The following is a 19,120-nucleotide window of genomic DNA, read 5'->3' as shown; positions in this document are numbered from 1 at the left end:
GTTTTGTTATAATGAAAAGAACGACACATATGTTCGCTTTATATGGTATTTGGCCATGATTATATTAAGGATAACGTCTGGCTATTGTTTAGTTACGCCATGTTTGAGCGATAGGGGAGAGATTTTTTTGCGTTTTTTAGGAATTGATCCGGGCATTGCCATTGTGGGCTTCGGATTTGTAGACAAGATTGGCAGCAAGGTGGTTCCTGTACAGTATGGCTGCATCCAGACGGAGGCCCATACACCGGAAGAAGAAAGGCTGCTTCATGTGTATGAAGGCATGTTGCAATTAATAGATAAATATAAGCCTGATGCGGTAGCACTGGAAAAGCTCTTTTTTAATCGCAACGTTACAACCGCTATGTCTGTAAGTCAGGCACGTGGGGTGCTGGTACTAGCTGCAAAACAACGTAATTTGCCTATAGGTGAATACACGCCGATGCAGGTAAAGCAGGCTATTGTAGGGTATGGTAAGGCTGAGAAGAAACAGGTACAAGAAATGGTTAGAATGTTTCTAAAGCTTCAAGTTGTGCCCAAACCGGACGATGTAGCGGATGCTTTGGCGGTGGCTATTTGTCATGCGCATTCTTATGGACTAAATTCAAAATTAAATGAGGTATTGCGAAAATGATAGATTTCTTGCGTGGTTCTGTGGCCCATTTGGAAAATGAATATGTCGTTTTAGATGTGCAGGGTGTAGGGTACCGGGTATTTTGTCCGAATCCTTACGCGTTCGCCAAAACTGAAGGTTCAGTGGTCATTTACATTCACCATCATGTAAGGGAAGATGCTATTTTACTGTTCGGTTTTGCGACTCGTGAGGAGCAGCAGCTGTTCCGTAAACTGATTGATGTATCTGGTATTGGACCGCGTGTTGCGCTTGGTATTTTAGGAGGCGGTACGCCTGCTCATGTGGTAACGGCGATTTATCAGGAGAATATCACATTTCTCACCAAGTTACCGGGGATCGGTAAAAAGACGGCACAACGTATGATTCTGGATTTGAAAGATAAGCTCGACGGTATTGGCTCGTTGGGGATGGCAACCGGATTGTTTGCTGAGCCTGTCGTAGAAGAAGGCGAAGGTTCATATTGGGGCGAGGCCCGTGAGGCGCTCAAGGCGCTGGGTTACACTGATGCTGAGTTGGATAAGGTATGGAGCAGAATGAAGAAAGATGCGAAACCTGATGAATCTGCTGATATTTTGATGAAGCGGGCTTTGCAACTGTTGTTTGCCGGATAGGACGCTGATGTCCGTTAACAAATGTCTGGTGAAAAGAGGAGCGATGGAATATGGATGACCGGATTATTTCCGCCAATTTGATGATGGAAGACCAGACGGCGGAGCTGAGCCTTCGCCCCCGTTATCTAAATGAATATATCGGGCAAAATCAGGTTAAGGAAAATCTGAAAGTATATATTGAAGCGGCCAAAATGCGTAAAGAAGCGTTGGACCATGTACTGTTGTACGGACCGCCGGGGTTGGGTAAAACAACTCTTGCTAACATTATCGCCAATGAGTTGGGGGTTAATCTGCGTACGACTTCAGGTCCTGCAATTGAAAGACCGGGAGATTTGGCAGCATTGCTGACCAATCTTCAAGAGGGTGATGTTTTGTTCATTGATGAGATTCATCGCCTTCATCGTACGGTGGAAGAAGTCATGTATCCTGCAATGGAGGATTTTGCGCTGGACATTATGATTGGTAAAGGCCCGAGTGCACGCTCGGTCCGTCTGGATTTGCCACCCTTTACCCTTATAGGGGCCACTACGCGCGCTGGGCTGCTCTCTGCGCCATTGCGTGATCGGTTTGGTGTTATTAGTCGATTAGAGTTTTATACGACAGACGAGCTGGCTTACATCGTGTCCAGGAACGCGGATATTATGGAGATTGAAATTGTCGGGGATGCGGCAGAGGAAATCGCATTGCGTTCACGGGGGACACCGCGTATTGCCAACCGACTGTTAAAAAGGGTGCGTGATTTTGCCCAGGTTGCCGGAGACGGTATTATTCATTCTGAGTTAGCTGCAGAGGCGCTAAAGAGGCTTCAAATAGATCCACTCGGACTTGATGAAATTGATCATAAAATGCTTAAGGCCATGATTCATTCATTCCGGGGCGGGCCTGTAGGATTGGACACAATTGCTGCAACCATTGGGGAGGAGAGCCAGACAATTGAGGATGTGTACGAGCCCTATTTGTTACAAATTGGCCTTTTACAAAGAACACCTCGGGGACGAACAGTGACTCCGGCGGCATATGCCCACCTTGGAATCCCAATGCCAACGGATCCACGGTGATTAGGAAACATGATGCACTTTTAAAAAAATCATTGCATGGTTATACGCAAGTATGGTGAATACGATATCGGCTGACGGATGATTAAGGGAAGTGAGAGTGTAAGTAAGATTCGAGCGGGTTCATATTTTGGTTTATTCCGCCGATGTATTTAAAGGGACAGACAAGGGTCGAGATCCCGATAAATTACGCAATATAAGTGCTAGACAGCTAGATTGGGGGAGCCAGAAATGAGTGGAGAAGCATTTAACCGAAAAAGTATTTTCGGTGCATGGATGGGCCGGGCCAAACGAGCAGCAGCGATTATGGTATTAGCTACAGTGTGCATACCTTGGTCTTCGGGCGTTCATGCTGCTGCCGCCCAAGAGGATATTCGTGTAGTGATTTTTGCGGATCTAGGTAGCAAATATAAAGCGACAGTCCCCGCTGTAACCTTGAAATCATCAGGAGGTCTGAGCGTTGGACAGAACAGTGGAGGCAGTTTTCAAACTTGGATGGGACTGCCAGACAGTACGGTTCGTTTTAGTGTAGACAGCTATCGGGTGAAGGTACTTGAAGGAAATGAAGCAGCGGCGATAAAAGCGGCCCAAGCCCTGCAAAAGACTAATGATAAACCTACGGTTTTTATCGGTTCAAAAAATGGTAGCTCTGTGTATCAAGTGTACGCGGGAATATATGCTAGTGAACAGTCTGCGCAGGCTGCTGTACAGCGGATTTCCTCCGCAACCGGAGCGCAGCCCGAGGTTAAGGGAAACAAGCATTGGTCCACAGGAAGCTACGGAAGCGAGCAGGAAGCTAATCTCGTTCGAACGACAATTGCTGCGGCAGGCTTTGATGCTTTTACTGTGATTCAATCAAGAGGCCAGTATGCTGTATGGGTTGGAGAAGAAAGTAATGACAGCAAGCTGTCGGCTTTGAAAACAGAGCTGGAGAGCAAGCAACCAAGACTCACGCTGTCTAAAGTTAATGCTACTCAAACTGGCCTCATTATAAGACAGGAAGCAGGAGTCACGACTGGCTCGCAGGTGATGTCTCATTACATTCTAAGTGGTTCTGATAATAGCAAGGTAATTGTTAACGGCGGTAATAATGGAATACAAGTGGTCGAAAGATCCCAGCGTACATATCGCGGCGAGATGGAGATCGGCATGACGTCAGGCCAGCTGGCGCTTGTGAACGAAGTTCCTTTGGAGCAGTATTTGTATTCCGTGGTAGGAGCAGAGGTCTATTCCTCATGGCCAGATGAAGCGCTCAAGGCTCAAGCGGTAGCGGCTCGTAGCTACGCGCTTGCCCAAGGCAATCGGTTTCAGATCGGCAATGTAGTAGATGGTACGTTAAGCCAGGCTTACAACGGTAAGAGCTCGGAACATGCCAATGTCAATGAGGCTGTAGATGCAACAGCTGGTGAAGTCATTAAAAGTGGCGGCAAAGTGGTCGAAGCTGTATTTTCATCTAATGCGGGCGGTGTGACAGCAGATGCTTCCGAAGTGTGGAACAGTGGTGGCGAAGCCTTTGCCAGCGTAGACAGCTCGGGGGATACTTCGGCACAAAAAGGAGCACAGGAATGGTATCATGTACTTCTCTCCAGTGGCAAGACAGGTTATATTCGTGAGGATAATGCTAAGGAACTGGAGGGTGTCACAGAAGCGGGGTTAGACAAAATCACCGTCACTGCGGAAAATACAAATGTGCGTCCTATTCCCCAAATCCAATCGACAGTTACACCAATAGCCAAGGCGCAGCCGGGCGAAGAGATAATTGTATTAGAAAAGGTGCCTCAGTCCGGAGACTATGCATGGGTGCGGGGGCCCTTTACGTCAGCTCAGCTTGCTAAATCCCTGCAAGGGAAAGTCACGGGCACAGTGCCTTCCTCTATTAATCACCTTGATGTCACCAAACGTGGTCCATCAGGGCGAGTGTTGGAGGTTGAAGCGGACGGATCCCCTTTGAAAGTGAAATATCCGGATATGTTTCGCTCAGCGATGGGCGGACTCCCAAGCACACTGTTTGATATTGCGAGTACCGGAAGTTATACTGTATTAGGCGCTGATGGGGCTACTTCTCATGTAAGTGGTACACAAGGCACTCAAATCCTATCCGCATCTGGCAGTAGTACTTCAAGTGGTAACGGGGTGATCGTCATGAATGAAGATCGTCATGCACGGGTCATTGACAAAACACAAAGCTTTATTTTTACAGGTAAAGGAAATGGTCATGGTTTGGGCTTATCCCAATGGGGTGCCAACGGTTTGGCCGAGCAGGGGTATGATTACAAGAAAATTTTGCAACACTATTACAAAAATGTGGATATAGTTAAGGACTGACCAATATATGAATGTAAACGACTACGATTTTGAACTGCCTGAAACATTAATTGCACAGACACCTTTGCTTGATCGGAGTGCTTCCAGATTACTGACGTTAAACAAAAATAATGGTGAAGTGGGTCATCATACGTTTTCGGATATTGTGCAGTATCTTCAACCAGGGGATACGCTGGTGTTAAACGATACGAGAGTGATTCCTGCACGCTTGTTTGGCATCAAGGAAGACACGGGAGCTAAGGCTGAGGTTTTGCTGCTTAAGCAACTGCAAGGGGATCGATGGGAAGCACTGGTGAAACCCGGTAAAAAGCTGAAAAAGGGTGCTGTTATCGTTTTCGGTGATGAGCTGAAAGCAGTAATTGAGGAAGAAGGAGATATGGGCGGAAGGGTACTTTCATTTTCATATGACGGTATTTTCCAGGAGATCTTGGACCGTCTGGGGCAGATGCCGCTTCCGCCGTATATCAAGGAACAACTGGATGACCGCGAGCGTTATCAGACAGTTTATGCTCGGCATGAAGGTTCTGCTGCGGCTCCAACGGCAGGGCTGCACTTTACAGAAGAATTGCTGGACCAGATTAAAAAGAAGGGCGTTACCGTTGCCTTTATCACACTTCATGTTGGCTTAGGGACGTTCAGACCGATGTCTGTGGATACGATTGAAGAACATGTGATGCATGAAGAATACTATTCATTGTCACAGGAAACAGCGGATGTACTCAATGAAACCAAGGCGCGCGGCGGAAGAGTCGTGGCGGTGGGGACGACCAGTTGCCGAACGCTGGAAACGGTGGGCAATAAATTCCTAGATGGAGTATTAGAGGCCAGTAGTGGCTGGACACAGATTTTTATTTATCCAGGCTATGAATTCCGTGTGGTGGATGCGATGATTACGAATTTTCATTTGCCTAAATCCACCTTGGTTATGCTGGTCAGCGCACTGGCGGGCAGGGAGAATATTATGCATGCTTACCAGGAGGCGATTGACCGACAATATCGGTTTTTCAGCTTCGGGGACGCAATGTTCATTTATTAATTAAGGATGGTAGAGAAAATATGGCACCAGCAATAAGATACGAACATATTAAAACCTGCAAGCAATCGGGAGCCCGTCTTGGGCGTGTACACACACCTCATGGAGTTATTGAGACACCAACCTTTATGCCTGTGGGAACTCAAGCTACTGTTAAAACGATGAGTCCTGAGGAACTGAAAGCGATGGATGCTCAAATTATTTTGAGTAACACGTACCATTTGTTTCTTCGTCCTGGCCACGATATTATTCGTGAAGCAGGTGGACTGCACAAGTTTATGAATTGGGATCGCCCTATTTTAACGGACAGCGGTGGATTCCAGGTGTTTTCCTTAAGTGAAATGCGCAAGATTTCAGAGGAGGGTGTTCATTTTCGCTCTCATTTAAATGGAGATAAGAAGTTTCTTTCGCCTGAAGTGGCGATGGAAATACAAAACTCGCTTGGCTCAGATATTATGATGGCCTTCGATGAATGCCCGCCATTTCCGGCTGAATATGAGTATGTGAAAAAGTCACTGGAACGTACCAGCCGTTGGGCTGAGCGTTGTTTGGAGGCACACGCGCGTCCTCATGATCAAGGGCTGTTTGCCATTGTTCAAGGAGGCATGCATGAAGATCTGCGTAAGCAAAGCGCTGCGGATTTGACTTCCATGGATTTCCCGGGGTATGCTATTGGTGGACTGAGCGTAGGTGAACCGAAGCATTTGATGTATGAAGTGCTAGATTACACGCTGCCTCTGCTTCCCACCAACAAGCCAAGATATTTGATGGGTGTAGGTTCTCCAGATGCCTTGATTGAAGGCGCTATCCGTGGTGTGGATATGTTTGATTGTGTACTTCCAACGCGAATTGCTCGCAACGGGACAACGATGACCAGCCAAGGTCGTCTTGTCGTTCGCAATGCCCAATATGCAAGTGATTTTGGCCCGCTCGATCCCGCTTGTGATTGTTATACCTGTCGCAATTATTCACGTGCTTACTTGCGGCATTTGATTAAAGCGGATGAAACCTTCGGGCTCCGACTGACAACGTATCATAACTTGCATTTCTTAATACAATTGATGCGTAATGTCAGACAAGCGATTATGGATGACAGGCTGCTTGATTTCCGAGATGAATTTTTTGAGCAGTACGGTCTTCATGATAATGACAAAGGCTTTTAAGTTTTAGGGAGAGTATACGAAAGGGGGATTTAACATGTTTCATTTTGCTACAGCTGCTACTGCACCCGGTGGAACTGGCGGACTTTTTCAAATGATCTGGCCACTGGCTCTGATGTTTGTAATCTTCTATTTCTTGCTGATTCGCCCGAATCAGAAAAAACAAAAGCAGCGTCAAACGATGCTTCAAGCTTTGAAAAAGGGAGATAAAGTAATTACGATCGGAGGTCTTCACGGTACAATTGTGGAGATTACGGATGATGTAGTAGTTTTGCGTGTGAATGATGTCACGAAGCTGACCTTTGACCGCAGTGCAATTAGTAATGCGATTGCAAAAGACACGGCATCTGAGGAAGTTGTTTCCAAATCGTAAAATGCTTCTGACCGTTATGCAAAAACCGAGCCTTTGAGGAGGCTCGGTTTTTTTGTGTTGTTTTATTACATGGATACAAACATTTTGATTACTTGCTGAGATTAATGCCAAACATCCCACCACCTGCACCTATGACAAACGCGAAAGCTAAGTGTAACAGGTCCTTGCCGTTCATGCCCGCATCCAATGCCAGAAAACCGACCAGAAGAACGATTAGTCCATACAGGATGCCTGTAATACCGCCTTGATACCAGCCTTTGTTTGTGGATCTTTTACCGGCGACGAAGCCGCCAGATAGCATGGCGAATGCGTGGACGATGTACGTATACAATGATAAGTCCTGTTCCTGCATCTGTGTCAGCCACAAGAGTAGTGAAAGAATCAATGCGCCAAGCAGCATCCATGCAAAAGCATAAAATAAGCCGGATAAAATGGGATGGGCCAGACGAAACGAACACCAGCGGCGAATGAGCTCCATTGATAATTCCTCCTGTACCAAGGTTTGAACTATTATCATTCTATGGCCAAGCCTCTCGGCTTAGTACCAAGTCGCAAGCAGTCTTTCTCTTTATTTCAATAATTTAGCCTTTGGTTTTTTGTATGAGCCAAGTGAGGAACGGTCAGAATACGTGTACAATGAACGACTAATGTCTTATTGCAAGTACAGGGGAGGAGGCGAACATATTGAGTCACGATATTTTTGCTCATATTTTTCGGACGCTGCTCATGTATTTTATTGTATATCTGGTGATGCGCTTGATGGGTAAAAGGGAGATCGGCAAATTGTCTGTTTTCGATCTCGTCATATCGATTATGATTGCAGAAATTGCTGTATTCAGCCTGGAGGATATAAAACGTCCACTTTATGAAGGGCTGATTCCTTTAGGAGTGCTGTTAATTTTGCAAATCGGGATTTCATTTTTTAGTCTGAAAAGTCGGCGACTGCGCTTACTATTTGATGGTAGGCCCAGTGTATTGTACTCCAATGGACAATTAAACAAGGACGAAATGGTGAAACAACGTTACAATTTAGATGACTTGCTGTTACAACTTCGTGAACAAAATATAGAAAGTCTGGACGAAGTCGAATATGTTATTTTGGAAACGACAGGTAAGCTAACGGTTATAGGTAAGGATGATAACGATGGAGTGGAACACGGAAAAATGAAGCAAGAATTAAACGGAACAGATTTGATAAACAAAGAGCAACAGGTGAATAAGGTCCATCCTTCTCCACAAATCGGTGGAAAGTTTAGATATGAGGGACTGCCTATTCCATTAATCATGGATGGCAAGGTGCTGGATCGAAATTTGGAACGGATGGATATGAACCGTTTTTGGCTTAAAAATCAGATTCAAGCAAAGGGACACAAAGATTTTAAGGATGTTTTTTTATGCTCGGTTAACCATAGAGGTGATGTGTATATTACACCACCGGCCTATGGAAAATCTTCGGATTAGATTTCCTATGCTTTAAACCATCTTCTCAGGATTGGAATGCGTGTAAGGTTGTCCCAATCAATCATTTTGATCAAGGTCATTAGGAAAAGGTACAGTATAATTCCCAAACCTGCGGCAAAAATAAACTGAAGCCACATTTGGTTGAACATCGTTAGATGTCTGTAGGTATATAATACTGCTGCTGCCATGATGATCATACCTATCCCGGTCTTCCAGAAATCGAGCAAACGTACGCGGAAGCGAAGCAGTCTGCTGACACTGAAGCCATGAAGGAGTGTAACAATGGCACTGTTAATACAAATGGCGATGACAGCTCCGTAGATACCGTACTGAGGTTGGGAAGCAAGCCAGACGATTAGCGCAATTTTGATAACGGCTCCGATAAAGGTATTTAATAAGGCACTTCCAGGACGGTCTAATGCCTGAAGTGCTGCCTGAAGCGGGGCCTGAATGTACATAAAAAGAGCAAAAGGTGCCATGAGCTTAAGCATGCCTGCAATATCGCCATTATTATAGAGTAGCAGACACAGAGGTTCTGCCAAAACATACATGATTACGGCAAAGGGGGCTCCTGCAACCAAAGCGAGCCGAAGCGATTGATGTAGACGTTTGTGAATGGCTGTAATATGCCCCTTGGCTGCTGCTTCGGATAACGAAGGAACGAGTGAAACTGCTAGCGAACTGGTAAGAACCCCAGGTAGTAATAATACAGGAATGACCATGCCCTGCATGGCTCCATATTGTGCGGTTGCCACGCCAGTTGCAATGCCTGCTACGGCGAGGCTACGCATGCACAAGATAGATTCGAGCAAATAGGATAAGGAACCAACAAGCCTTCCAGCAGTAACGGGAACGGATATAGACATAAGACGTGACAAAACGGATGATTGCTCGGGTTGAACCTCAGAGGAGGGGATAGGCGACTTCGGCTGAAGGATGCGATCTTTTCGATGGTTACACACGTATTGCCATAGCAGCACAATCATGCCAATGAATTCGCCCGCCAGAGCACCGAGCATGGCACCTGCAGCAGCGTAGGCTACCCCATGAGGAAGTAACAAGTAAGCAAACCAAATGACACAAAAAATGCGCATAACGGTCTCCGCAATGGAGGAGGTGGCAGAAGGAATCATATTTTGCTTTCCCTGAAAATAGCCCCTATAAGCTGAGGAAACAGCTACAATGACTATCATTGGGCTCATGCTCACGAATGTATAATACACGCGGCTGTCGGTCAGGAGATGGCTTGTGATCCAAGGCGCGAACACAAGACAGAGCACCATGGCGATCAGACTGAGTGTAATGGTGAAGCGCAGGCTGGTGTGCAAAATACGCCGCGACATTTCGGGCTGTCCCGCCGTTTCGGCTTCGGCTACTAGCTTGGCTACCGCAAGAGGGATTCCCCCTGTAATAAGCGTCACCAGAACGATAAAAAAGGGATACCCCTGTTGGTACAAGCCAACTCCTTCGGGGCCGATGATACGCGGGAGTGCGATTCGGGGAATAAAACCTAGTATCCGGTTGATAATTCCTGCTGCCAATAAAATAATTGCTCCATGGATGAATGTCTGCTTTTTCAATCGCAACTCCCTCTTCCCCAAAATGTAATTCTGCGTCTATACATTACTTTAGAAGATATGCTGGACCTGTCCATCTTCATGACAAGCTTTTCCGTTCAGAAACAAAGTGATTTAGACAACAAGAGGGAGAGTGGTGAATTCTGCTATTGACGAGCGAAATGAATGCATATATTGTTGATTTAAGGCTATTTTCAACGAAAAGAAGGGTTTTCCAGGATCAGGACAGAAATGTTCTACAAAGCAGTCAATAACCCCGCTAATTGCTGATCTGCGGAACCGGTAGTCGCTGGGAGGAGGAACGGCCATCGTGGGTATGGAAGAGCTGGATGAGCAGGATTGGGATGACGCAATTGAGATGCTCTGTCAAAGTAAGGCGGACGAGTTGATTCTCGTAGGTTATGAGCATGTCACAAGTAAGGACGTGTGGAATTGCGTCAGCCATAAATATGAAAAGGAGGGTATCCCTCCGCTGCACAAGCTCGTTAACGATATACTTTCCCTTAAAGCGACGAGCTTTATGAACTATTTGACTATGTCCGCATTACGGGGCTCCACTTTCGAATAGAAGGGGGTCTTTTTTTGCGTTCAAATTGACTGCTTTTTGAGGGGTAGCTATAATAGGAATATTGAGAATGAAAGGGGAACATGGGACGGAATGAAGAGAATTCTAAGTTTCATCGTGGTCGTGCTCATAACTACTGGTGTTATGATCGGGACAAGCCCGGGCCTACTGAACAGTTTAAAATTAGGCCTCGATTTAAAGGGAGGCTTTGAGATTTTATATGAAGCCCAGCCTTTGGAAGCCGGGCAGAGTGTAACCAGACAGTCTCTTATACAAACAGCTCAAAGTCTGGAGAGACGGATTAATGCGCTCGGTACGACTGAGCCGGAAGTAACAACAGAGGGAAGCAACCGAATTCGCGTGCGGCTTGCTGGTGTCACTAATGAGGCAGAAGTCCGCTCCATGCTGAAAAAGCCTGCAGAATTAACGTTCCGCAGTGCAACGGCAGCAGATGCTAAAAAGCCAGGCCAATACAGCAAAATTGAGCTCCGCGGTAATGATTTTGTGGAGAATGGCGCTGTTGTAGGCTATGACCAGCTGAATCAACCTGAGATTAGTATCAAAGTGAAGGACAAAGCTAAATTTGCAGAAATCACAAAGCGACTTCTGAATAAAGAATTAGCTATTTTCCTGGATCAGGAATTGCTGTCTGCACCTACAGTACGTGGGGAATTAACGGACGGTAGCGCGTCAATCACAGGTAGCTACACTCGTGATGAAGCGAATAAACTGGCGGATACGATTAATCTGGGTGCCCTTCCGCTCAAACTGACGGAAAAATATTCTCAGAGTGTAGGTGCTACGCTGGGTCAATTGTCACTGGATCAGACGATTCGTGCTGGGTTGATCGGCTCAATCATTATTCTGGTATTTATGATTGCGATGTTCCGTATACCAGGATTAGTGGCCAGTTTTTGTCTCATCGTTCATACTTGGCTGGTGCTTGCGATCTTCTACTTGGGTGGATTCGTGCTCACGCTCCCAGGTATCGCCGCCTTCGTGCTCGGGATCGGGATGGCAGTCGATGCCAATATTATTACGTATGAACGGATTAAAGAAGAAATCAAGACGGGCAAAACGATTCGTTCTTCCGTTATCGCAGGTAGTAAGGCTTCGTTCCGTACCGTTATGGATGCCAATATTACGACAATTATAGCGGCAGCGGTTATGTTTGGTCTCGGAACAGGCTCCGTTAGAGGTTTCGCTCTGGTGCTTATCGTTGATATTGTCACCAGTATCTTGACGAATATCTTCTTCTCCCGCTTCTTGCTCAATCTGCTGGTTAAAGCGGATGCTGTGAAGAAGCCCAAGTATTTTGGTGTGAAGGAGAGTGATATTAGTGCGCTTTAATTGGGACTATAAATATATCAAGATGAGCAAGTGGTTTTACACGTTCTCGATTATTATCACACTGCTTGGTATTCTGAGCTTGTCGATATTCGGCTTGAATTACGGGGTAGACTTTCGTTCCGGTTCCAATGTGGATGTCAATTTGACTAAAGTCGTTACGCAGGAACAGATTCAAACTTTGCTGGACAAGCAGAAGATCGGTAAAGAGGTGGATTATACACCGGGGAAAGAGCGTTTCGGCATTCGCTTCTCACAGGTTTTGACGGATCAGCAAGTGAATGACTTTAAGACTTCCTTTAATAAAGAGCTTGATCCAAAGGCTTCCTTTGAGGTCAATACAGTAGATACGGAAATGGCACAAGAACTGGAGCGGAATGCAATATGGGCGATTTTGCTAGCATGTGTAGCCATCGCGGTCTATATTTCGATCCGGTTTGAATGGCGGTTTGCCATTGCAGCCATCGTTTCGTTGTTGCATGATGCCTTCCTCGTTATCAGTATTTTCTCGATTTTCCGGCTTGAGGTGGATTTGACCTTTATTACGGCAATTCTAACGATTGTTGGTTTCTCCATTAATGACACCGTCGTTATTTTTGACCGTATTCGGGAAAATCTACGATTTGCGAAGAAGAAGTCCAGAGACGACTTAGAGCAGGTAGTTGATCACAGTATTGCGCAGACAATGACTCGTTCACTTGCAACCGTGTTTACGGTGTTTATTGCCTCCGTATGTTTGTTCATATTTGGCGGCGAATCGATCCGTATGTTCTCACTTGCAATGGTCATTGGTTTGTTGTTTGGTGCTTATTCCTCCATTTTCATTGCCAGCCCGCTGTGGGTGGCATTGAAAGGAAAACAAAAATCCCCGACAGCTGGCGGGGGCGCGGTCAAAACTGCAAAGTCTTAAGTTACGCAAATACCAGTAGTATAAATTAAAGAGAAAGCCGCGTCTGCTTGGGCGCGGTTTTCTAAGGTTTTGAGATTTACCTTGAGTAAGGCACAGTAGTGGCACTTAAATGTGAATGGTTTTTGGTTTTGAGAAATTCGGTTATTTTAGAATGAGCTTTATTGGGAAAGGGTTAGTTCAGGATTGAGGGGGAAACGTTGTGAATAGCGAACGCAGCCGATCATTGGAAACTGCGGCGTTGAGCGGGATTGTAGGTAATCTCGCGCTGGCTGTTCTAAAGGGAACCGTCGGTTATGCTGCAAACAGCAAGGCGTTGTTGGGGGATGCACTGCACACGGCTGCGGATAGTGCTTCCCGTTTGCAGGAGCTTCTGTTTTCCAAGGGTGCTACAGGGCACGGAATGCTGGCACGGTTGCGGAACGGTGAAAAGGTTCGGACGGTCATATCTGTGGTGCTGGCTATTTTAGTGCTGATGAGCGGTCTTCAGCTAGCTATCTCGGCGGTTCGTTCATTAAGCAGTTCGGAACCGGAGGCTCCCGGTCTGTATGCATTAATTACCGTATTTATTGCGTTGGTGTTGAGAGAGGCGCTATTTCAGTTTCAATATCGCTACTCGATTAAACATGGTCATAAAGCGGAAGCAGATCGGTACGCTAACCATGAACGTTACTCGCTGTATGCATCGTTGATTGCATTGATCGGCATGATCGGTGCAATGACTGGCGAAGCAATGGAATGGCCTGCATTATTATATCTTGATCCAACCGCAGCTTTGCTGGTAGCCTGTCTGGTGCTGCGTAAAGGATATTTGATGGTAATGAATACCGCTTACCAGGTTCCTGCACAGCCCTTGCAGGAGGAAGACTCCCGACGCTTTATGGAGACGATTCAACGGGTGTATGGTATTGTAACGGTTGAACACTTACATGCCCAGGAAACAGGCCATTTCATAACAGTGGATGTAACGATAAGTGTGAACCCGCGGATTACGGTACAGGAAGCGCAGGAAATTGCCGATCGAGCAAAAAATTTACTGTTAGCCCGTTTTCCACAGGTGACCCATGTACAAATGCAGTTCATTTCTTATCAAGCCGGGTATCCTTACAAATCCAATCATGAACTGCCAGATAATGATGTGTCGTCTTTGCTTCAATAGGGCAGGACGACTATGAAAGAAAGGTGAATAGGATTGCTTCATTCGCAGTACAGATGGAAGACCCCAGAGGCTAACCTGGAAGCGGCTCAGCTGTTGACAGAAGAACTGGGGATTTCACCATTGTTGTCCCGGCTTTTAGTGAACCGGGGCGTCACTACCGCCGGGGAAGCAAACCGCTTTTTGTACGGAAGTGTGGACGATGTACACGACCCTTTTCTGCTTCTTGGTATGAAAGAAGCCGTGCCGAGAATTCGCCAGGCTCTGGAACGTGGCGAGCATATATTAATCTATGGCGATTATGATGCGGACGGCGTATCCAGTACATCATTGATGATTCAGCTCATGCGTTTTCTGAAGGCTTCTTATGATATTTATATTCCCCATCGTTCTAATGAGGGATATGGTCTGCATAATCATGCCCTTGATTGGGCTCATCAGCAGGGAGTTACGCTGGTCATTACGGTAGATACGGGAATTAGTGCAGTAGAGCAAATTATTTATGCAACTTCCTTGGGGATAGATGTTATTGTGACGGATCATCATGAGCCGCCTGCTGTACTTCCCGAGGCATATACTTTGATTAATCCGAAGCTACCCGGTTGCCCATACCCATTTAAAGGTCTTGCAGGTGTTGGTGTTGCCCTGAAGCTCGCCCAGGCGCTGTTGGGTGAGGTGCCGGAGGAATGGTTTGAAATCGCCGCTATCGGCACGGTAGCCGATCTGATGCCACTACATGGTGAAAATCGGACGATGGTACGCAGAGGGATTCAATCCATGAGAAACTCTGCATTTCCGGGTATTCGTGCGTTGCTCCATGTAGCGGGCGTGGATATATCTACAGTGACTTCAGTCAACATCGCATTTGCATTGGCTCCGCGGATTAATGCCAGCGGGCGCTTGGATCATGCGGGACGAGCAGTTTCTCTGCTGACGACAGAAAAAGAGGAAGAAGCAGATCAACTTGCGCATGCGCTGGACCTGCTCAATCGTGAGCGTCAACAGGTGGTCGAACGTATTGTGGAGCAAGCCGAGCAACAATTGGCATCCAAACTGAATGGAGGCAAGCTTCCGTCAGTTATTGTGTTAGCTGGTGAAGGCTGGAATGTCGGCGTTGTCGGAATTGTGGCATCCAAGCTATTGGATCGTTATTATCGACCGACCATTATTCTTGGTATAGATGCTGAGACAGGCATGTGCAAAGGTTCTGCCCGTTCTATTCCTGCATTGGATATTTACAGTGCTCTTACGGACAGCCATGAGCTTATGGAGCATTTTGGGGGTCATCCTTCGGCTGCGGGTATGACGCTGTCCCGTGACAATCTGGAATTGTTTGAAGAGCAGCTGAACCGCTATGCGGGTTCCATTCTGACACCAGAAGATCTCATTCCTGTAGCTGAAGCTGATATGGTCTGTCGTTTGGACGAGGTATCTTTGCAAGTGGTTGAAGAACTGGAGTTGCTTCAGCCTTTTGGTATGGGGAATCCTTCTCCACGATTCGTATTACAGGGACTGCAATTGCGTGAAGCTCGTAAAATGGGACGTGAGAAAAATCATGTGAAGCTCTTGCTGGAGCAGAACGGTTTATCGCTGGACGCGATTGCCTTCCGTCGTGGCGATTTGGCTGATTTTTTACAGCAACAAACGGAGATAGATCTGCTGGGTGAATTGTCAATTAACGAATGGAACGGTAAAAGGTCTCTCCAGCTAATGATGCAGGACATTCGAGTGCAGGAGCCGCAAATTTTTGATTATCGTGGAGTGTCGGACCCTTTTGCCGAATTAGAGCGGGGACTCAAGATCTTTCATCCACGCATAGAGGAAAGAAAGAAAGACGTTGCGGTGTTGATCCACCCGTCATCTAGGCTTCGTCCCTCGGGCTCCGTGGATGCTGAATCCTTATGGTTGTACGATAAAGATGGCAGCGTTATTCCCAGTGATGGTCAAAGAGATGCACAGCACTCTGTAAAGTCGCTGTTCGTACTAGAGCCGCCGGATACACCGGATCAGTTTCAGGCATTATGGTCTACCTTTGAGAATGTAGAGAACGTATTTCTCCTTCATTCGGTCAGTGAGCGTGGCGGTCGACTCGTAAGCCCCGACAGAGAGCTGTTCAAGCGTATTTACGTTGTGCTTTCCCGAATGGGGACACAGCCTGTTGATGAAAAAGCAATGCTGCCTGCTCTTAGCCGACAGTGCTCCTGTTCAGTACGCATGTTATCCAAAGTGTTGGACATCTTCGAAGAACTTGAGTTTATGACGCGTACAGATGGTCAATTCTGTTTTGTATCCAATCCGCCTAAGCGGGATTTAACAGCTTCTCCACGATATCAGGAATTGTATAATATGGCTGAGATGGAGAAGTACTTGTTGGATGCGGACACTACCCAGATGACGAGCTGGATTATGTCGCTTATGAAGGGTGCGTCTTGAGATACTATTTCGCAATTTATGTTGTAAAATGTATATACTAATTTGAAGTTTACAGTAGGAGGAACTAAGTTGGACTACAAAGAATATATTCGGGTGATTTCCGATTTTCCACAACCAGGGATTAGTTTTAAGGACATTACGACCCTGATGAAAAATGGTGAACTATACCGCAAGGCTATCAACGATATGAAGGAACTGGTATCGGATTTGAAAATTGATTTGATTGCAGGGCCAGAAGCACGTGGGTTCGTTGTTGGTGCTCCTTTGGCTTATGCGCTTGGTGTTGGTTTTATTCCCATCCGTAAAAGTGGCAAGCTCCCTGGGGAAACCATTGAGGAAGCATACGGTTTGGAGTATGGTAAAGATACGCTGGCGATGCATAAGGATGCTATAGAGCCAGGCCAAAATGTTCTGATTGCTGATGACCTGCTTGCTACAGGTGGAACTATTGCTACATCCGTGAACTTGGTACGCCAGCTTGGTGGTAATGTGGCAGGGGCTGCTTTTCTTATCGAGCTGTCTGACTTAAACGGTCGGGCGAAACTGACTGATGTAGATGTATTCACCCTGATTACGTATTAAGTATTTTGAAACCCGGGTTTCCCGGGAAATAATTATGTGCGGATCGCCTAAATAGTCCGATGGAACATCTCTTTATCTAAAGAGTTGCTCCATCGGACTATTTTGTTTCTTTGTTGGAAAATAGGCATGAAAAAATTTCGTAAATGTCTATGAACAATAAAAAAAGGAGCAGAGGTGGTCATAAGGAGCATAGTGGTCATACTGATTTCAATCAGTTTTTGTTTTATTTTTTGCTAAGCAGAAGCTAGATACGGAAATAAGTCAAAAATGCTGCTCGTTGCTTATCGAGGGTTAAAGCAGTTATTGCAACTGACTTGGATGGGGTGCTCTGAAGATGGATGAAGGAGTATCTATTTTAAAAAGGCCGTGCATAAAAAAACGCCGCTCCATGAGATATGGATCTTTACACGCTTGTCTATACATTCTGAGCGTGTTGACCCATAACTAACATGGAGCGGCGTTTCAAAGTTTAAAAACAGATATCAATCTGGTATTTTCTCGGTTAAAGGTTCCTGCGATTTATCGTTGGACCAGCCGAGCACGTCAATCAGCTTGAAGAACAAGCTGAGGATGATGCCGATGATTGTAGCCAATGCCATACCTTTCAAGGTTACAGCACCCCAAGTGAGCGTAGTACCACTGATTCCGACAACAAGCACGATGGTCGCAAGCAGCATGTTGGTTGGCTTGGCGAAATCCACCTTTTGCTCAACGAAGATTCTTAGACCGGAGGCAGCGATGACACCGAATAATAGTAAGGATACGCCGCCCATAACTGGAGCTGGAATATTAGAAACAATCGCTGAGAACGTGCCTGAGAAGGACAGCAAGATGGCAATGACAGCCGCTCCGCCAATGACCCATACAGAGTACACTTTAGTTAATGCCATGACACCAATATTTTCACCATAAGTCGTATTAGGTGTAGAACCGACAAAACCGGAAATGACGGTGGAAATACCGTTACCCAGCAGTGAGCGATGGAGACCAGGATCTTTGGACAACTCGCGCCCGACAATGTTGCTAGTCACAAGTAAGTGACCAATATGCTCTACGATGACAACCAGAGCAACAGGAAGAATCGTCAGCATAGCAGAGGTATTAAAAACTGGAGTGGTAATTGCAGGATGTCCGAAAAAAGGAGCGTCTGCAATGGCCTGTGTATTGACCATGCCCATAAAATAAGCAAGCACATAGCCCACTACGATACCGATCAGAATATGAATGATTTTGGCAAACCCGCGAAACAACACTGCACCCAGAACAGTGACCCCGAGTGTAACGAGCGAAAGAGTAATCGTTTTGGGATCTGGAGTCCAGGCTTTAGTAGGATCGGCATTGATAATGCCTGCCATGCCTGCTGCAACCGGAACCAGTTCTAGACCGATTAAGGCTACGATGGAGCCCATAACAGCTGGAGGAAAAACGACGTCCAGCCAACGGGTTCCGGCATATTTGATTACCAGTGCGACGAGGCAGAAAATAATACCTGTAACGATGAAAGCACCGAGAGCCATAGCATAGCCGTTGCCGCCGGGATTGTTTTTAAGCACAAGACTGACGGGAGCGATAAAAGCGAAGCTGGAGCCGAGATAGGCGGGAATTTTGCCGCGGCAGATCCATATGTACAACAATGTGCCAATACCGTTCATTAGCAAAATCATGCCGGGATCGACGCCGAAAATATTCGGCACCAGCACAGTGCTGCCAAACATGGCAAACAAATGCTGTACGCTGAGCAGGAACCCGGGTCCTGCCGATAGCTTTTCATTAACTTGAATTTCGCGTTGCAACGCAGTTCACTCCTTAGTTCTTTCAATTATTCTTATATACATTAATTACTTTTCGTAATTTTTTCAATATAATTCGTTTCATTTCGTCAACAATCCTCATTTTACTTATCC

17 protein-coding genes are annotated in these 19,120 nt (G+C 46.2%); 14 read left to right on the top strand and 3 right to left on the bottom strand.

Annotation, left to right across the window (positions count from 1 at the left end; genetic code table 11):
* Positions 1-127 precede the first annotated feature (127 nt).
* The 7 genes from ruvC (at position 128) to yajC (ending at position 7,188) form a co-directional block, all read left to right on the top strand.
* A complete protein-coding gene (ruvC, locus tag MKX30_RS08020; protein WP_013311580.1) occupies positions 128-631 on the top strand; it encodes a crossover junction endodeoxyribonuclease RuvC in 504 nt (167 codons plus the stop codon).
* Entirely contained in the window at positions 628-1,242 is a 615-nt protein-coding gene (ruvA, locus tag MKX30_RS08015; protein ID WP_023989938.1) for a Holliday junction branch migration protein RuvA, read from the top strand. The genes ruvC and ruvA overlap by 4 nt, the downstream gene beginning before the upstream one ends.
* Positions 1,243-1,292: 50 nt before the next feature.
* Positions 1,293-2,300 carry a Holliday junction branch migration DNA helicase RuvB gene (gene ruvB / locus MKX30_RS08010; protein ID WP_013372650.1) on the top strand — a complete coding sequence of 336 codons (1,008 nt, stop codon included), beginning with the start codon at positions 1,293-1,295 and terminating at the stop codon, positions 2,298-2,300.
* Between the two features lie 228 nt (positions 2,301-2,528).
* Positions 2,529-4,622: a SpoIID/LytB domain-containing protein gene (locus MKX30_RS08005; RefSeq protein ID WP_023989936.1), complete on the top strand. Its 2,094-nt coding sequence runs from the start codon at positions 2,529-2,531 to the stop codon at positions 4,620-4,622.
* Between the two features lie 7 nt (positions 4,623-4,629).
* Positions 4,630-5,658: a tRNA preQ1(34) S-adenosylmethionine ribosyltransferase-isomerase QueA gene (queA, locus tag MKX30_RS08000; protein WP_028542424.1), complete on the top strand. Its 1,029-nt coding sequence runs from the start codon at positions 4,630-4,632 to the stop codon at positions 5,656-5,658.
* 20 nt (positions 5,659-5,678) lie between these two features.
* The gene (gene tgt, locus MKX30_RS07995; protein ID WP_013311575.1) at positions 5,679-6,818 is read left to right on the top strand and encodes a tRNA guanosine(34) transglycosylase Tgt; all 1,140 of its coding nucleotides are present in this window, start codon (positions 5,679-5,681) and stop codon (positions 6,816-6,818) included.
* Between the two features lie 34 nt (positions 6,819-6,852).
* The gene (gene yajC, locus MKX30_RS07990) at positions 6,853-7,188 is read left to right on the top strand and encodes a preprotein translocase subunit YajC (protein ID WP_023989934.1); all 336 of its coding nucleotides are present in this window, start codon (positions 6,853-6,855) and stop codon (positions 7,186-7,188) included.
* Positions 7,189-7,276: 88 nt separating this feature from the next.
* Here yajC and MKX30_RS07985 read toward each other — a convergent pair whose 3' ends face one another.
* Positions 7,277-7,666 (bottom strand): TIGR04086 family membrane protein, encoded by a 390-nt coding sequence (locus tag MKX30_RS07985; protein ID WP_023989933.1) that lies wholly within the window; start codon positions 7,664-7,666, stop codon positions 7,277-7,279.
* 206 nt (positions 7,667-7,872) lie between these two features.
* Here MKX30_RS07985 and MKX30_RS07980 point away from each other — a divergent pair, with 206 nt between their 5' ends.
* On the top strand, positions 7,873-8,649 hold the full coding sequence (locus MKX30_RS07980) for a DUF421 domain-containing protein (RefSeq protein ID WP_025720234.1): 777 nt from the start codon (positions 7,873-7,875) through the stop codon (positions 8,647-8,649).
* 5 nt (positions 8,650-8,654) lie between these two features.
* On the opposite strand, the gene spoVB is transcribed toward MKX30_RS07980, so the two are convergent.
* Positions 8,655-10,229: a stage V sporulation protein B gene (spoVB, locus tag MKX30_RS07975; protein ID WP_023989931.1), complete on the bottom strand. Its 1,575-nt coding sequence runs from the start codon at positions 10,227-10,229 to the stop codon at positions 8,655-8,657.
* Positions 10,230-10,536: 307 nt separating this feature from the next.
* Here spoVB and MKX30_RS07970 point away from each other — a divergent pair, with 307 nt between their 5' ends.
* The 6 genes from MKX30_RS07970 (at position 10,537) to MKX30_RS07945 (ending at position 17,216) form a co-directional block, all read left to right on the top strand.
* The gene (locus MKX30_RS07970; protein WP_013311570.1) at positions 10,537-10,794 is read left to right on the top strand and encodes a post-transcriptional regulator; all 258 of its coding nucleotides are present in this window, start codon (positions 10,537-10,539) and stop codon (positions 10,792-10,794) included.
* Positions 10,795-10,884: 90 nt separating this feature from the next.
* Positions 10,885-12,141, top strand: coding sequence for a protein translocase subunit SecD (secD, locus tag MKX30_RS07965; protein WP_023989930.1), 1,257 nt, complete (start codon positions 10,885-10,887; stop codon positions 12,139-12,141).
* Positions 12,131-13,048 (top strand): protein translocase subunit SecF, encoded by a 918-nt coding sequence (gene secF, locus MKX30_RS07960; protein ID WP_023989929.1) that lies wholly within the window; start codon positions 12,131-12,133, stop codon positions 13,046-13,048. The genes secD and secF overlap by 11 nt, the downstream gene beginning before the upstream one ends.
* 199 nt (positions 13,049-13,247) lie before the next feature.
* On the top strand, positions 13,248-14,204 hold the full coding sequence (locus MKX30_RS07955) for a cation diffusion facilitator family transporter (protein WP_028542426.1): 957 nt from the start codon (positions 13,248-13,250) through the stop codon (positions 14,202-14,204).
* 33 nt (positions 14,205-14,237) lie between these two features.
* The gene (recJ, locus tag MKX30_RS07950) at positions 14,238-16,634 is read left to right on the top strand and encodes a single-stranded-DNA-specific exonuclease RecJ (RefSeq protein ID WP_076157653.1); all 2,397 of its coding nucleotides are present in this window, start codon (positions 14,238-14,240) and stop codon (positions 16,632-16,634) included.
* 69 nt (positions 16,635-16,703) lie between these two features.
* Complete coding sequence (locus MKX30_RS07945; protein ID WP_028542428.1) at positions 16,704-17,216, top strand: adenine phosphoribosyltransferase; 513 nt, start codon at positions 16,704-16,706, stop codon at positions 17,214-17,216.
* A gap of 482 nt (positions 17,217-17,698) precedes the next feature.
* On the opposite strand, the gene uraA is transcribed toward MKX30_RS07945, so the two are convergent.
* Complete coding sequence (gene uraA, locus MKX30_RS07940; protein ID WP_209943391.1) at positions 17,699-19,009, bottom strand: uracil permease; 1,311 nt, start codon at positions 19,007-19,009, stop codon at positions 17,699-17,701.
* Between the last annotated feature and the right edge of the window lie 111 nt (positions 19,010-19,120).

Source organism: Paenibacillus sp. FSL P2-0173, assembly GCF_038008045.1.
Lineage (GTDB): Bacteria > Bacillota > Bacilli > Paenibacillales > Paenibacillaceae > Paenibacillus > Paenibacillus polymyxa_B.
This window is presented reverse-complemented; position numbering and strand designations above follow the sequence as displayed.

What these genes read in the sequence shown, in the direction of transcription:
- ruvA (WP_023989938.1), top strand. Translation starts at nt 628, where the DNA reads ATGATAGATTTCTTGCGTGGTTCTGTGGCCCATTTGGAAAATGAATAT.
- ruvB (WP_013372650.1), top strand. Translation starts at nt 1,293, where the DNA reads ATGGATGACCGGATTATTTCCGCCAATTTGATGATGGAAGACCAGACG.
- MKX30_RS08005 (WP_023989936.1), top strand. Translation starts at nt 2,529, where the DNA reads ATGAGTGGAGAAGCATTTAACCGAAAAAGTATTTTCGGTGCATGGATG.
- queA (WP_028542424.1), top strand. Translation starts at nt 4,630, where the DNA reads ATGAATGTAAACGACTACGATTTTGAACTGCCTGAAACATTAATTGCA.
- tgt (WP_013311575.1), top strand. Translation starts at nt 5,679, where the DNA reads ATGGCACCAGCAATAAGATACGAACATATTAAAACCTGCAAGCAATCG.
- yajC (WP_023989934.1), top strand. Translation starts at nt 6,853, where the DNA reads ATGTTTCATTTTGCTACAGCTGCTACTGCACCCGGTGGAACTGGCGGA.
- MKX30_RS07985 (WP_023989933.1), bottom strand. Translation starts at nt 7,666, where the DNA reads ATGGAGCTCATTCGCCGCTGGTGTTCGTTTCGTCTGGCCCATCCCATT.
- secD (WP_023989930.1), top strand. Translation starts at nt 10,885, where the DNA reads ATGAAGAGAATTCTAAGTTTCATCGTGGTCGTGCTCATAACTACTGGT.